Origin of the sequence: Campylobacter corcagiensis (assembly GCF_013201645.1) — a bacterium.
Classification (GTDB): Bacteria; Campylobacterota; Campylobacteria; order Campylobacterales; family Campylobacteraceae; genus Campylobacter_B; species Campylobacter_B corcagiensis.
Genome location: NZ_CP053842.1, coordinates 649455 through 664809 on the forward strand (window position 1 = coordinate 649455; position 15355 = coordinate 664809).

Sequence of the window (15355 nt, forward strand, 5' to 3'; positions counted from 1 at the left end):
GCCGTTATGATGTCTATTTTTCCAAGATATTTAACATTCTACGCTCTAAAATCTTATCACTCATAACCACCTCTTCAAACTCTTCATCACTATTATTAGCTCCACCGCCCAAAGAGGCATTTATATCAAACATTCTTAGAGTTTTAAAACTCTGATTATCTCCAGCCTCCACGCCATAAAAGAATAAATTAATAGAAATGTCCTCTTTTGCTAAAAAGTCCATTATATCTTTATATGGTGGTGAATTTCTAAATTTAAGCTGTGCGTAGTTGTTTGGATCAAGCCCTAAAGTAGTTGCCACATCTTTATCTTTTACGATTTTGCCCCTAAATTTGGGCTTATTTGAGATTATATCTTTAAGCCTTTCATTTATTTCATCCATTGTCATATTCTAATCCTTTATAAAATGTAATGTAAAATTTACCATATTTAAATAAAAAAAGTATAAATAGTATTTTTTATAATAAAAATAGCCTACACACAGCCAAAGCAGAGCTTCGTAGAGTTATAATGATCTTATATTAAAAAGGAGAAAAGATGATATATATAAGTTTAAAAAAAAATGTATTGAAACTATAAAAAGGCTTTTTATAGCAGAAGAGGTTTATGATGATACAGCCGTCATAATAGGGGATAAAATAGGCTATATAAGAAATTCAAGCAGTGGTACTCAGGTTTTTTATTACGTGATTGGAACTTTAAAAGATAAAACCATATATCTAAAACATGGTAAAATAAACCTTGATTATTAAAGGGTGATTAATCACCCTTTAAATTCTTTTTAAAAATTCATTATTAAAAGCTCACTTGTAGTTCTATTTTTAGAGTTTGCGTTTAGACTGTAAGTTGTTTTTAACTCCTTGATATTAAAGTTCTTGTATAGATCTCTAACTACTTCACAATCATTATAGCTTAGCATAAATTTACCACTAATTTTTTTTAAAATATCAGCTAAATTTTTATGGTTATTTATATTAAAGCCTGTTTTATAATAGCTTTCTGTTCCTGCATATGGTGGGTCTAAATAAAATAAGGCATCTTTGTAATCATGCTCTTTTATGAGTTTTTCATAGCTTAAATTCTCAATTACTGCATGTTTTAATCGTTTTGAGTAGGCATTAAAATCTCTATAAATATTTTTAGCGCTTCTATTTTTCTTGCACATTGCAAAGTGCTCTTTTTTAGAACCAAAGCTTAGGCTTATTAGATAAAAATAAAACGCTGCTTTTTGTATATTATTTTTAGGTTTAACTCTTTTAAATTTAATATCTTCAAAAATCTCTCTGCTTTTTAGCATAGAGTTAAGCTCGATGGCTAAACTTTGTGGATTAGATTTTATAACCCTATGCAAATTTATAAGCTCACTATTGATATCGTTTATAATTTCAATTTTGCTTTTTTCTTTTGCATAAAATACAGATAACGCACCACCAAATACCTCTATATAGCTAGTATGATTTGGCATCAAAGTTACAATATCCCTAGCTAAACGACTCTTGCCACCTATCCAGCCAAATGGGGCTTTTAGAGTAGTTTTACTCGCCTTGTTTATGCATGAAGAAGAAGTAATACTATAATTACTCATAGAAAACTCCTTATTAAAAATAATTTTTTAAGAAAACTATAAAATACGAGTTATAATTTTCTTGCATGATGAAGAAGTGGGGGTCTTGCCCCCTTAAGTTTTAATATATCTTACGCCGTTATTTGCTCGCAATCGCTTAAAAAGCCACCTTTATACGCCATTTGCCATAGATAAAATGTAGTTCTAAGTGGCACCTCTGCTTCAAATCTTTCACCTTTTGTCTCAAAAACAAACTCTTTTTCATTAACAAACCATTTAATTATCACCCTGTTTTCATTTAAACCCTCATCAACTCCTGCTATGATATTATCAGCATTTCTGTAGTTTGCACCATGTAATCTAACACGGTTTTTCCACTCTAAAACTACTTTTTTGCCGTCTCTAAGGGCTTTTAAATTTGATATAGGATAAGGTTTTTTTGCGTTTTGAGAATGGCTAAACTCAAGCTTTTTAATTTCACTTTTAACAGCAAAGTTTGAAGCCTCAAAAAATAGCGTTGTATTTGGAGCAACTAGCGGTAAGGTTATAAGATCATTTGCATCAACTGGAGCAAACCAAACTAAAGCCCCTTTTAAATGCCTTGATATCTTTGTTCCACTAAGCCCACGCATTAAGGTCTTAACACGCCATTTTCCATCACCTAAATCCTCTCTATGCTGGAAATTTATAAACTCATTATCTATTAAGCAAGTAAATTTTATCCTTTGCCACCCAGCCCTAGTAGCTGATACTTTCCATAAAGGCGTGATCTCATCTACTAAAAAGCTAATCTCATCACCCATTTCAGGAGATATCTCGAAGTTCTGGCTAAGCCTTGCAACACTAAAAGGCTTTACATCAACGCTTTTTCCACTTAAGCCATCTCTTACTCTTATTTTTTGCACAAACCCACCTGGCTTTGCCACAACTGGTAAAACTCCCATTTCATCACCCATTTCTACGGTGCTTTCAACCGCACTAAAATATTCTAGCTCATCAATTCTTAAATCAATTGGCTTATATAGGTCTTCTTGAACGCTTGTAATTGTGATATTTTTTAAGGCAAATACATCCTCACACGCCTCAACACTGATACTTCCTTCTTTATCACTTCCTAAATTTAGTATTCTAATTGGCATATCAATTACGCCTAAAGCACTATTAGAAAAAAGTAGCACATCCCCAACCATAAGGTTTTTAAACTCATAAGAGCTTAAATCAAATCTTAAATTTGCCAAAGGATAGCTTAGCTTTCTCATAAGTCTAGTTAAGACTTTATTTGCATTTGCTGCACTGCTTATGCTCATATATTCAACACTATAAGCTCTTTCAAATCCTAGAGTTTGCCTTGTAGCTGAGTTTATGGCACTCACACTAGCGGCTGAAAAACTACCCCTGCTGGTATATTTAACAGTTACTCTTGAGTATGTCTCATCCCAAGCCTTTCTTTTAAATTTTAGATTATTCATATTGCTTTCATTGATGAGCTTTAAGTTTTTTTGATCATAATCATCCCTTAAAAGTCTAAGAGTTAATCTTCCTGTTGCTGGATTTATACATAAAGCCCCGTCAATTGTTCTTAATATTTCTTGCACCCACTCTTTTGCCTCTTGTGGCTTACTCATAATAAAGCTTATCCCAAGACCCTCATTTAAAAGTGTTTTATTTGCCTCTAAAAATGAGTCTTTATCAAGCACTTTTTCATCAAGACCGATAAGTTTTGTAAGCATATACCATAAAACAGATGCTGGATTAGCATCACCATTTATCTCATCACTTACACCTACATAGTTCCAACCAGTAAGATTTGTTCTTTTAACTACAGCTGAGTAGTTTGGAGCACTTCTAACATTATCCCCAATAAAGCCATTTATTACAAAGTAAGCGGTATTTTTATATGCGATGTTTTCTCCTGTTTGCTTTGTTAAATAGCTATCAGAAGTGTTTTGAGTTCCATCATAAAAATAAACTCTTGATTTAGAATTTCCACTTCCATGAGTTGGTTGTTCTTTGCCTGTTATAGCCTCAAAACTTCCACAACCTTTTAAATTTGGTTTTGCAGCCGTATCACCATTTAAACGAAACTCTAAAAGCTCATCTACTTTTGAACATAGTGCGTATGCTAAGCCTAAAAAATAAGCATATCCGATGACTTGAGAGCCACCACCTCCACCTTTACCCATTTTAACTCCTTATCTCAGAACTTCTTAGATCTCCATACCATATTACATTACCCCTTATATGGCAAGTCCCAAAAACTTCAGGCACAACCCTACCATTATCATTTGTTGGGTAATTAAAATCATCTAGTCCAGCAGATGATGCATTATCCATAGTTGGTGTTGGCATCATCAAATAAACAGCAACTAAGGCTACAGCGGTAATTGCTGCAATAATAGCATAAAACATAATCTTTCTCCTTTTTTAAACTTCTAAAGATTTACATATTTAAAATCTTTTTAAATCTTTTTTAATATCCATCTGTTATTGGGTTTTTACTTGGAACAAAAGCAAACCCACCAAAACTTACACCATTATTAAACTTATTTTTACAAGTTGATAAAAGCTTATCACACCCAGCGTAGCAATTTATCACACTTGATTTATCCAAATTCCCTAGTGGAAACATCAGAAAAATTGTATCCTTGCTAGATTTTGTTATATAGCTTCTTTGACGGTTAAACTCAGCATATCCACCTGTAAAATAACCAACTGGCTTTTTTTCTATAAGGCTTGATTTTATACTCATAAAATCTTTTGCTATCTCACACTCGCTTCCTAAAATAGTGATTTTAAAATCATCTTTATTTAAAGAGCAGTTTTTATCAAAGCACTCAAAAGAGCAGTTCCTACTATATGTTCTAGTTGGAATTTTGCTTTTCATAAGCCCACCAAGAGTTGCAAGGCGTAAAGATGCAGTGCTGTCATTTAAACTAAACTCCACATCTTTTATGCGTCCTACAAATTGCTGTAAGCCTTTTTCATCTAAGATTCTTACATAAACATTTACACTAGGATTAAAAAATTTAAATAAATTTATAGGATAAATATCCTTACTAGCTATAATTACCGCATCATCATTTAAACTATCTTTTGACAACTCTTTTGTATAGATACTAGCTGCTTTGTAAATATTATTATTTAGAGTAAAATCACTATCTTTGGATGAATAATAAGTAACTTCATTTTCTAAAATAAACTCAAACAACTCACTCATAAAATACCTCCTTAAAGTCTAAGCTTACTCTAAAACCTACTGAATTATTTTTTATAAACTCTATCTCATCTTTGTTAAATCTAACATGGATTAACTCTTCTATTAAGGTATTTTCATCTACATCAAACTCTAAAGCATCTTTTAAAACAACAACTTCACTATTTTCTTTTAATTTAACATCTAAAATTTGAGTAATAAAACGCCTATTAAACATCAAGTGTCTTGTTTGAGCGTATATCCAAAAAGCTTTATTTGAGTTTTTTGATGAAAAATAGTTATTTCCTTTTGGGGATTTTAAAGCAGTGAGATCTTTTGTATGGCTTGGGATAAAAAAATCTTTTAACCTTGCTTTATGCTTATCAAAAAATGCCTCAAACTCTCTTAGTTCTTTTAAGTCATGCACAAAATAGTTATGTGATATAACTCTTAAAGTAGGTGTTAGGCTAAATTTAGTCTGCACATTTTTACCAACTAATGAGTAGTCGTTAGAAATCGTTATTTTTGGCTTTATTAAAGGGGCTTTAAACCAAATATCTTTATCTAAATATCTCATTTTAACTCCAAAAATTCTAATTTATAGCTCTTTACCTCACTTGTTAAAAAATCATAATTTATACTTTTAGCAGGAGTTGTTTTTAAAAGTGGCACTATATAATCCCCACTATTAATTGAAATTTGCTTATCTATTGTGATTTTATCATCATCTAAATTTAGTATCTTTGCAAACTCAAAATCGTTAAAAGCCCTCCAAACTATTAGGTATTTATCAAACTCCTTTAAAGTTGTATCGCATCTTAAAATATTTAGTGTCCCACTTGTTTTACTTATGCTTAAACTATTCCACAATGGCACTAAACAATATCTTTGTAAAGCAAAACTAAGAATTTGTTCAACTCCGCTATTAAGCTCTTTTGTAATTACATTAAAGCTAACTTTTTTCTTATAGCTTTTAGATAGCGAGGTTCTAACCTCTTTTGAGTTTTGTGCTGTAAAAATGGATGTTTGATAAACCTTACTCTCAGAGTAACTATAAGCTGGTTTGTAACTAAAAACAACTGCTCTTGTTCCTTTTATATAAATAGTTATAACTTGTTTTGTAAAAATAAAATTTATTAGCCCACCAGCATCTATATCTCCAACACTACTAGCTATTATGCTAATTTCTCTCCACTGGTTTGGTTTATAGATATCACTAGCTTTTGTGCCTGTGATAGTTAGCCCACTTGAAGTAGTTTCAATATTTTCAAGAGTTGTAGCTTTAATATCAGCATTTCTTAGCCTTAATCTTAAAACCTTATCACTTGTTATCATCTCAAAGTCAAGTTCTCTTTTAAGGCTAGTAAAATCTTTACTATTTGCATCTTTTTTAACTACATAAGCCCATATTGCTAAGTCATGGTAAAATGCCTTGCAAAGAGTTGAGATTTTAGTTATTTTTTCTTTTTTAGTAGCACTAGGGGTAGCTTTTTTAGTGATTTTAGCACTTTTAGAACTACTTTTAGTTAGTATTAAAGAGTTTGGAAAGACTTTATAATTACCAATTAAACCTACCATCATAGCCTTACCGCCAAACCAAATCTATTTCTTCTATATCCTACTTCTTTATTAGCACTATATAAATCTCCGTGTGGTTCAAATACCATAAATTTCTCACTTCCCATATGAAGTTCGCTTCTGTTTTTAAGCCCAGTAAATCCAACTATCCTAACATCATCTAAAATCCCAGCGTGAGTCCATTTTTCTAAATCATTTTTATAAAAAAACTCAGGTGCAACCACAACATTAAGTCCTGTGTTTTTATCCTTTATAACCTTAGCTATCTCATATACACTTAGAGCATTTAGTTTTATATAGTCTTTGTTATTGATATAGTAAGCATTTGTCTTTGACTGGCGGTTTAGATTAGATAAAAAGTTTTCCCACTCTTGCAAATTTGTCATAATCCTACTTTTTGTTATTAGATTATAGATACTAGAGTTTTTAGAGTCTGATTGATTAGTGTGCCAATACCCACCGACTAAGACATTAAATAGTGAGTTATTATCTTCATATTGAGGTAGTTCAAAAGGTGTAAAGTTTTGATTAATTATACACTTTGCATCTTTACTCATCCTACTATAACTTCCATATGGACCATATCCAGCAAAACAATCACTAAAAATAATATGTCCGCCATTAAACTCATGAAATTTAGTTAAATTTGAACTAAAAAAAGAGTATGTTGCATTTGGGCGTAACTCCATATTGCAAAACAAAGTCTTACTATCTCCAACTAAGGTATATCCTTCCATGTCATAATCAACCCTGTTTTTATAGTTGAAAAAAATAGCTGTTGTTATTTGGGCGGACGATTTATAAGCACTGTGCTGATTAAGCCTTGAATACCCAGGTTGGTCTTCAAAGCCCTTACTCTCATCAAAACTCAAAGCCCCTGCAAACAATCCAACATTTGCCCCATTTGCATTTACATAATCAAGCATAATTTGTAAGTAATTTCCATAACTATTTTTTAAATAAAGCTCTGTTTTGCTTTGTTTATTTATACTCCAGCCACACTTTAATGCAAAAGCACTAAAAATAGTTAAAAACTCAAACCGATCAAGACATTTTCCACTTTGAACTATCATATTTTAATCCTTTTTTATGGCAAATAGGTTATATGCACTATTTTCACTTCCATCTTGAATAACAACATACTCGCTTCCATTAATACTAATACAATCCTCACTATTAACCCCAGCAGTTGCGACTATCTTAACTATGCCATCAAGTTCTCCATAAATCTCTCCATTAAAATAATCCTCTGTGTTTTGGCCAGTGATGTTTTGAGTGTTTTTTTTATAATAAAACACAGGGGTGCTAAATAGCTCACCATTTGGATAAGGCGATATATCAAGGCTGTCTTTACTCCAATTTATTATATTTGTAGTAGGCGTTACAACGCTTTGATTTATTGAAAGCTTTGGGTTTTCTAAACAACTTTTTTTAATATCTGAAAACCTAGTAAGTAAGTCATAACTTCCTGCGATACTAGCAAAATTTGATGTAAAGCTCCACTCTCCACCATAAATTCTTAATTTCCCAAAATATCCTATTTGATAAAGCGGACTTTTTAAGTATGCATCGTTTTGGTCATAGACTCTTATAGCAACTATAATTTTGTTTTTATCAATATTTAAAAAATACTTTATTTCGCTATCAAGTCCAGCTAAATTAGAAATAACTCCTCCGACTTGATCTTTAAAACCTAGCTCTCCTGAAAAGCTTAAAGCCACACTACACATCAAATTTGTATAATCACTTGGAACCAAAAAGGCTTTAAAATTAACACAAATTTGTTCCATTTCACTACTGCCACTGCTTTGCAAATAGATCTCTTTTTGGAGTGTTTTATCTGAGTTAATGACTAAATTTATCTCACTAAGATCTTTTGATGAAGTAACCTTATATCTATTAAATTTATCACTTGGAGCAAAAGTAGTTGATGAACTTATTTTATCTTTTATTAAAACCTCTGTGTTATCTTCTAAAACACCATATACACTAACTTCTGCGTCCTCATCAAAATTTATCCCACTAATGCTTTCCTTTCTAGGCAAATTTATAAAGTTTTCTTTTCCTTTTGTGGTAGCTAATCCATCTACTAAAAAAGGATTTGTATTTATAAAGCTTTCATTATCATAGACCTTATTAAAAGGTAAACTAACCTCTTTTTGAAGCTTCCACCCAACGCTTATTGCAGTTGTTTTTATAACCTCAAGTAGTTCAAACATTCCGTTACAACTTCCCTCTACATACATCCTTTACTCCTTTTTTTAAACTTCTAAACTTTTTAACTCCCCATTTAACTACACCTTTATAAAAATCCCACCCTTAGCCACTTGCTCACATACAAAGAGTATGTTCGCTTCGTGGCAGGGCGTGATTTTCATAAATACGCACCTTCTGTTTGGAGTATTTAAACTAGTAAACACTGCCTACTTTATCCTAAGTTATTACTTTCCTAAATCCGTTACTATTTAAAATCTTAATTATCTGAAATAACATTTTTAATCACTCTTTTTCCATCTCTACTACTTGCCCACTGATCAAACACAGACCTATCAAGAGTATTTACTATCACAACTCCACCGCTTGTACCACGATCATCTTTTAAATTTGCTACATCTTTCCTACTTAAAACATACTCTCCTGTTTGAAGTGTGGCATTTACTTCATCACTTCTTAGTCCAACTCCACCACCAAAGTGAAATTTTTGTGATTTTATCATCGCAACTTGTGCCATACCCTCTGCTATTGCAATAGCTGCCATTGCAGCACCAAGAATTGGATTACCAGCTGAGGCATAAGCATTAGTTGCAGCTGTGTAAGTATTTACAATTGCTTTGCCAACCATCATCGCTTGATATGCTCTTAAAGCACCTCTATTTTTACCATCACTTGCTTTATAAAACTGCATCGCCAAACTTCCCAAAGCATCAAACCCAGCCCCAGCTATGCCCATTTTATATGCCATATTCATCCTATCAAGTTCGTTTTCTTTAGCGATGTGATTTACTTTTAAATCTTCAAGTGAGCTATAATGAGCCTCTATTCTTGCTTTTTCAGTCTCTAAAAACTCATTAAGTGCAAACATCTTATCCATAAAGCTTCCAGATATTCCAGTATCAAAGCCCATTTTTGAGTTTAGATTATCGTAATTTTGCTTCCTATTTTCATTACCATACAAGGCTTTAGAAATCTCCTGTCCACTAAAGCCATCCTTTTGCATTTCTAAAGCCCTAATTTGAAGTCTTGTGTTACTAGCTTTTACCTTTTCGCCAAGCAGCTCATAGTATCTTTCTTTGCTTTTTAATTGCTCTAAGTTTTGCTCATCTTTAATTTTGGTTTCCTCTTTTGCAAAATACTCACTTATTTGCAAATCATTAAGCCCCAACTCTTTTAGTTTTAGTGATTGTTTTTCTTTTTCTTTTAATCTTTTATTTTCTAAATCCCCTATAGCATCATAGTAAGCTATTGCTTTATCAAGTGCTTTTTTATACTGGACTTGTGGGTTGGCTTGTTTTTTAGAAATAGTTCTTTTTGGCGTGGTGCTTTGTTTTGTAGGTGTAACAATGTTTTTAATCTGGCTTGGAGCTAGGGGCTTTTTAGCACTATTATATGAAGTTTTTGCTATGTCATTAAATTGCTCTTTGATGCTTTGAAAAATCATATCATTTTGCTTTTTAACTTCACTATATTCATCTTTTAAAGCATCTGTATTAAAGATTTTAACCTCTCCAATCTTGCCTAGACTAACTTCACTTAAGCCCACAAAGCTATTTATCCCATTTATTAAGCCCTCTAGCTTTGAAGTAGCGCTATCTATTAAAGAAGTTACAAAGCTTAAGGCGTTATTAACGCCATCTCCCACAGCAGCACTCATAGAAAGGACGCCTTCTCTAACGCCATTTACTACTAGTATCAAAGCACTTCCAATTAATTCAAAGCTCTTATAAATATCACTTCCAAACTCTACTATATTTGCTCTATTATTATCTATCCACACACTTATTAAATTAAGGGAATTTGCAACTCCTTTACTAGCCCCACTTGTACTATCAAGATCTCCTACCATTGCTAAAAGTGAGTTTTGTATCTTAACTCTTGCATTTTCTATAGTTAGTGGCATCTTTGAAAACTCACTATCTATTACTTCGCCTTGATTTTTTAAAGCGTTAAATACTTCATCTGCACTAAGCTTACCCTCAGCACCAAGCTCTCTTAAAGCCCCAACACTAACTCCTAAGCCCTCGGCTATTGCTCTAGCAAGTCTTGGGCTTTGTTCAAGTACTGAGTTAAGCTCATCACCCCTTAAAACTCCACTTGCAAAAGCTTGAGAGAGTTGAATTAGTGCAGCACTACTTGAACTAGCACTTGCTCCACTTATTAGCAAAGTCTGGTTTATAGTTTTTGTAACATCTAAAAGCTCACGCTGTGAAACACTTAAGTTTGAAGTTGCTGTTTTTAGTGAAGTATAAAGCCCAGCTGTGCTTTCAAAAGATGAAGCTGTGTTTTGAGAGATGCTAAAAAGAGTCTGCATAGATGCTATAAACTCATCATTTGAAGCACTTACTAAATTAACCCTTGCTTTTAGCATACTAAAATTATCCGCAAGTTCAAGTGATTTGCCTACTAAAGATGTAAATTTTGCTCCAAGCGTTGCAAGTCCAGCACTAAGTTGTGCAAGGTGGGCTCCAAAATCTACCTTTTGTTTTAAATTCTCAAAGCCCTTGCTTAATTTATCAACATTTGAAGTAGCATCTTTACTATCAACTGATATTTTTATACTTAGATCTTTACTCATATTGCAATCTTTTTTGGTATAATAAAACTAAAGGAGAGATTATGATACTAGTTCCAAATTTTGGTTTATTTGGTGGGATGATAGCTATTTTTATAGTCTCAATACTACTTTTAAAGAGCAGATCTTTTGTTTTAAAGATTATTGGAAGTTTGCTTTTTATCCCATTTTTACTAATTTTAGGAGTGGTTTTAAACGCAATTTTACCTGATAGTCCTATAAAATTTAGCACCCAAACTTTAAGTATTGCTATTATAATATTGCCTTTTTTAGCTCTATTTGTTTTAGATTTATGTAAAAGATAGTTCATTTTAACCCCTATTTAAACTGCTATTAACCACATTTAAAAGCCTATTTAAAACACCCCAAATTTCAACTATATCAAGACCAAATTTTTTAGCGTAACACTTCGCATAGTTAAAATTTAGTCCTACACCCATATCTTTGTTTTCTAATGCATTAAAAAACAGCTCACAAATCCTAATCTCAAACTCATCATCTAAAAATACAACTCCTACGCTTTGTAAATATGCCTTTTGATTTTCATCTTTATAGTTTGCAAATTCTTTGTTTTTTAAAAATTGCAATACAAACTTACAAAGCTTAGCTACTTTTTTTCCATCTCTTTTGCCACTTCTAAGCCTAAAATTTCCCAAAATTTTTGGTTACTTATACCTTTTTCTTTTAGGGCAGAAAGTAGCCTCTCTTTATCATCCCCACTTATTAAAAGGTTGTTTTTATACTCTAAAACACTCTCCAACTCATCATTTATTTTTTCTAAATTTATATCTTTTAGGCTTTTAAGCTTTGCATCTAAATCTGCGATCTCTTTTAAAATGGTCTTATTTTCACTTAAAAGCTCAAATTTATTAGGACTTTGTTTTAATAGCTCTTTATTTACCCTAATAAGCTCTTTTTTATATTCTATTTGGCTAAGTAGAGTTTGTTTTTTAGCATTCATACTATTAAACTCATCTAATGCCTCACGGCTTTTTAAAGTCATATCTTCTAACTCTTTTTTCTCTTTTAGACTAGGGTCTTTTACTTCGATATTAAAGCTTTCATCATCAACAATAAAATTTATGCTATACCTTGTTTTTATCATCTTTTTAATCCTTTTTTTAAACTTCTAAACTTTGACAACCTTTGCAAAAAGCTTAAGCGTGTCTGCTACTAGCGACGCACAAGGAGTGCGTCTCATTTGCCACGCTACGCTTTTTACAAATACTGCCTACTTTATCCTAAGTTATTGCTTTCCTTTCTAACATTTAAGTTATTTCTAACCACTTTTTTGGCTATCTGCTACGCCATAGATTTTCAAAATTCAGCGTAGTTAAGATAATTTTTTCCTGCCACGATGCGATTTATCGTCTGATAATGAGCGAGTGGCTAAGGGAAGAATTATTTTAAATCCGTTATTATTTTAAATCTTAATTTATATCATAATACGCAATTGCCACTTCTTTCCCATCTAAATTAACCTTAAAATATCCACTTGGCTTATTGGGTGGTTGGCTATATGGCACATCTGTTTTACTTAACTTTAAAACCCCAGCTATATCAATATTTTTAACCATAAAATCCTTTGTTTTATCTCCATTAGCTAATGATTTTAACTCACTTACCTTTGCATACTCTTTTAAAGTCTCATTTAGCTTAGTAACTGATTGATACTCTTTTAATAAATTATCAACTTCACCTTTTGTATAAAGCATTTTAAAATTATCATTTATTATGATTCTCCAACTAGTTACGCCAAGTTCCATTGTTTCAAGTCCATTGCTTAATCTTGCCATTAGACATCCTTATAATAAACTAAACTAAAATTATCATCACCCTTATCACTAAGTGCTAAAAACTCTCTTTCTATCACATAGATACCATCCATATCTTCAAACTCAGGTGTTTTTGATATTTTTGCTCTTGGAATTGTAAGCTTAAAGATATCTTTATTATTTGCATCTTTAAAAACAGCCTCAAATTTCATAACCCCACCACTTGCAAACTCTCTAAATCCACTCTCGCCACCATGTTCAAGACGCATTTTTAAAGTTAGTTTTGGCTCATAATCACTCATATGAAACTCACCGATATTGGTAAATTTCTCATAATTTATCACATTACCCATCTCAAAACTAAACTCACTTAAGTTAATATCTACCCCATTTAAAGTCATAGCCCCTAATCGGCGTATCAGCAAAGCCTCTCCAGCTTTAATATCGCTTATTGTTTGATCACCAACTACCTCTCCATCATATGCAGCCTTGATGCTAAATTTCATCTCTAATTTATCTCCAACCTTACCACTGATACTAAAAGAGCTTTTTGCACCTTTTCCTTTATATTTTCTATCAGGCAGTATTAGATCAACACTTCCTGTTACAGCTGAGTGAGTATCAGGGGTGTAGGTTATTGTTTTTTTAGTTGTATCTTCTTCTTTTTTTAAATTACACATCAAAAACAAATTATCATAAAAATTGATATCTTTATAAAGGCAAGTTGTAGCCTCTATCTCCATTTGCCCCCAATCAGCAATTGTAACAACATCCTTTGCACCACCAAAAAAGCCAAAATTTGGAATTTCAACTTCATCAAAACTTACCTTTGGCTGGATATTTGAACTTACTTTTAAAACTTGCGTTGGTTCTTTGTAAGTTCCACTAACGCTTTCGATTCCCACTTTAAGACCAGTTCTTGCTAAAACTCTTGCCATTATCTCTCCTTTTTTTAATTAACTCCCCATTTAGCCACACCTTTATAAAAATCCCACCCTTAGCCACTCGCTCATTATCAGACGATAACTCGCTTCGTGGCAGACATGATTTTCATAAATACACACCTTCTGTTTGGAGTATTTTGTTAGCAAATTACTTGCTAAACGCTTACTTTATCCTAAGTTATTTTTAAAATTCTCTAACTTTTTTAGCTATTTCTAGCAACTTAGCTTTTTTTTGTGTTATGTAAAATTTCCTTTACATCGGCGTGAATTTCGTTTTGTTTATGTTTAACTTCATCAAATTCTCTATCTGTTTTATCAAGGTTTTTATTTAGTGCATCTGTGTTGTTTTCTACCACTTTTGAGATGTTTTTTACAACATAAACAGCAAAAAATACTAGCACCCCAACCATAACTAAAACAAAAAACACAGTCACCCCTGTAACGCCCCAGCTATCGCTTCTGCTTATAAAATCGCTTCCACTGTTAATTATTTTTTCATCAATCATCTTTTATTCCTAGGCAAAATTTTAAAGTATTCTCACACTCCATGTAATAAATCATTTTTGCTTTATGACTTTCAAAATCGCCATTATTAGCTGGTTTTAAAGGCATTTTAGCGTCACATTTTGTAGGAATTAAAATGTCTTTATAAATCACTTTTTCTTTACTGGCACAACCAGTCAAGATAAAGCTAATCACTAGTATTAAATAAACTTTTATATGCATTTAGTTCCCCTTGACAGCTTTTGTCTTTTACATAGATTTTTTTAATCTTTTCTACGCTTTTTGGCTCTTTTAGTTCGCCTTTAATTTCAAGTCTTTTTATAGCTTCGTTTTGCAACTCTAGGCTTTTATCGCATCTAAAAAGCTCAAATCTAGCAGTTGCTAGATCAAATTTAAGCTCTTTTATTTCACTATCTTTAACTGAAATTTGAAGCATTAAATAAACTAGATAAACTATACTTAAAATCACACCTACAATGTTTAAAGCATTTTTGTATTTAAGTATAAAGCTTATTACTCTCATCATACGCTCACATTATCAATTTCTACTATAAAATCTTCAAATTTAAGATACTCCACTAACTCTTTAAATTTTTTTATAGAGTTAAATACGCCATTTTTTCCTAAACCATCGCCTACTATCACGCACCCAGTTGTATCACGACCATAGTTGCCTGTGTGGATTAAAATCCTTCTATCTTTACTAACTAGCTCATTTGATAGAAGTGGTAGTTTTTTCTTGAATCTTGGACTATAACTCCAAACGGCATTATACTTGCCCTCTGGTATTCGTCTATCTAAATTTGGCTTTACTTCATCAGGTCCAGCTGGTTCAAGCGTCCAGCCTGTTAGTATCTCACCCCCATTTTCATCAAACAAAGAAAACGCCCCTAAGGTTGCATCGGCTACTTCTTTATCTCTTCTTATTACCATTTTTTTCATCACTATCCTTTTAAACTTCTAAATCTTTGCTTTATCCTAAGCTATCAAGCCCACGCTATAGATTTT

19 protein-coding genes are annotated in these 15355 nt (G+C 32.2%); all 19 read right to left on the reverse strand.

Features of this window, described 5'->3' with window-relative positions:
- Positions 1 to 13 precede the first annotated feature (13 nt).
- Complete coding sequence (locus CCORG_RS08930) at positions 14 to 388, reverse strand: hypothetical protein (RefSeq protein ID WP_232088129.1); 375 nt, start codon at positions 386 to 388, stop codon at positions 14 to 16.
- Positions 389 to 781: 393 nt separating this feature from the next.
- The gene (locus tag CCORG_RS03450; protein WP_025803640.1) at positions 782 to 1585 is read right to left on the reverse strand and encodes a DNA adenine methylase; all 804 of its coding nucleotides are present in this window, start codon (positions 1583 to 1585) and stop codon (positions 782 to 784) included.
- A 110-nt stretch (positions 1586 to 1695) separates the two neighbouring features.
- Complete coding sequence (locus CCORG_RS03455; RefSeq protein WP_025803639.1) at positions 1696 to 3747, reverse strand: phage tail protein; 2052 nt, start codon at positions 3745 to 3747, stop codon at positions 1696 to 1698.
- 1 nt (position 3748) lies between these two features.
- Complete coding sequence (locus tag CCORG_RS03460; RefSeq protein WP_025803638.1) at positions 3749 to 3973, reverse strand: hypothetical protein; 225 nt, start codon at positions 3971 to 3973, stop codon at positions 3749 to 3751.
- A 61-nt stretch (positions 3974 to 4034) separates the two neighbouring features.
- A complete protein-coding gene (locus tag CCORG_RS03465) occupies positions 4035 to 4781 on the reverse strand; it encodes a phage BR0599 family protein (protein ID WP_025803637.1) in 747 nt (248 codons plus the stop codon).
- Positions 4774 to 5334 (reverse strand): hypothetical protein, encoded by a 561-nt coding sequence (locus CCORG_RS03470; protein ID WP_025803636.1) that lies wholly within the window; start codon positions 5332 to 5334, stop codon positions 4774 to 4776. The genes CCORG_RS03465 and CCORG_RS03470 overlap by 8 nt, the downstream gene beginning before the upstream one ends.
- The gene (locus CCORG_RS03475; RefSeq protein WP_081755098.1) at positions 5331 to 6338 is read right to left on the reverse strand and encodes a hypothetical protein; all 1008 of its coding nucleotides are present in this window, start codon (positions 6336 to 6338) and stop codon (positions 5331 to 5333) included. The genes CCORG_RS03470 and CCORG_RS03475 overlap by 4 nt, the downstream gene beginning before the upstream one ends.
- Positions 6335 to 7408 carry a hypothetical protein gene (locus CCORG_RS03480; RefSeq protein ID WP_025803634.1) on the reverse strand — a complete coding sequence of 358 codons (1074 nt, stop codon included), beginning with the start codon at positions 7406 to 7408 and terminating at the stop codon, positions 6335 to 6337. The genes CCORG_RS03475 and CCORG_RS03480 overlap by 4 nt, the downstream gene beginning before the upstream one ends.
- A 3-nt stretch (positions 7409 to 7411) precedes the next feature.
- The gene (locus CCORG_RS03485) at positions 7412 to 8581 is read right to left on the reverse strand and encodes a hypothetical protein (protein ID WP_025803633.1); all 1170 of its coding nucleotides are present in this window, start codon (positions 8579 to 8581) and stop codon (positions 7412 to 7414) included.
- Positions 8582 to 8808: 227 nt separating this feature from the next.
- Positions 8809 to 11127: a tape measure protein gene (locus tag CCORG_RS03490; protein WP_025803632.1), complete on the reverse strand. Its 2319-nt coding sequence runs from the start codon at positions 11125 to 11127 to the stop codon at positions 8809 to 8811.
- Positions 11120 to 11434: a hypothetical protein gene (locus CCORG_RS03495; protein WP_025803631.1), complete on the reverse strand. Its 315-nt coding sequence runs from the start codon at positions 11432 to 11434 to the stop codon at positions 11120 to 11122. Before CCORG_RS03495 ends, CCORG_RS03490 begins: the two co-directional genes overlap by 8 nt.
- 1 nt (position 11435) lies before the next feature.
- Positions 11436 to 11711 (reverse strand): hypothetical protein, encoded by a 276-nt coding sequence (locus CCORG_RS03500; protein WP_152534269.1) that lies wholly within the window; start codon positions 11709 to 11711, stop codon positions 11436 to 11438.
- 20 nt (positions 11712 to 11731) lie between these two features.
- Entirely contained in the window at positions 11732 to 12229 is a 498-nt protein-coding gene (locus tag CCORG_RS03505) for a hypothetical protein (RefSeq protein ID WP_025803629.1), read from the reverse strand.
- Between the two features lie 325 nt (positions 12230 to 12554).
- Positions 12555 to 12920: a hypothetical protein gene (locus CCORG_RS03510; protein WP_025803628.1), complete on the reverse strand. Its 366-nt coding sequence runs from the start codon at positions 12918 to 12920 to the stop codon at positions 12555 to 12557.
- Positions 12920 to 13837: a hypothetical protein gene (locus tag CCORG_RS03515; RefSeq protein ID WP_025803627.1), complete on the reverse strand. Its 918-nt coding sequence runs from the start codon at positions 13835 to 13837 to the stop codon at positions 12920 to 12922. Before CCORG_RS03515 ends, CCORG_RS03510 begins: the two co-directional genes overlap by 1 nt.
- A gap of 227 nt (positions 13838 to 14064) precedes the next feature.
- Complete coding sequence (locus tag CCORG_RS03520) at positions 14065 to 14349, reverse strand: F0F1 ATP synthase subunit B family protein (RefSeq protein ID WP_025803626.1); 285 nt, start codon at positions 14347 to 14349, stop codon at positions 14065 to 14067.
- The gene (locus CCORG_RS03525) at positions 14342 to 14569 is read right to left on the reverse strand and encodes a hypothetical protein (protein WP_034971690.1); all 228 of its coding nucleotides are present in this window, start codon (positions 14567 to 14569) and stop codon (positions 14342 to 14344) included. Before CCORG_RS03525 ends, CCORG_RS03520 begins: the two co-directional genes overlap by 8 nt.
- Positions 14535 to 14870: a hypothetical protein gene (locus tag CCORG_RS03530; RefSeq protein WP_081755099.1), complete on the reverse strand. Its 336-nt coding sequence runs from the start codon at positions 14868 to 14870 to the stop codon at positions 14535 to 14537. The genes CCORG_RS03525 and CCORG_RS03530 overlap by 35 nt, the downstream gene beginning before the upstream one ends.
- A complete protein-coding gene (locus tag CCORG_RS03535) occupies positions 14870 to 15289 on the reverse strand; it encodes a DUF5675 family protein (RefSeq protein WP_025803623.1) in 420 nt (139 codons plus the stop codon). The genes CCORG_RS03530 and CCORG_RS03535 overlap by 1 nt, the downstream gene beginning before the upstream one ends.
- Between the last annotated feature and the right edge of the window lie 66 nt (positions 15290 to 15355).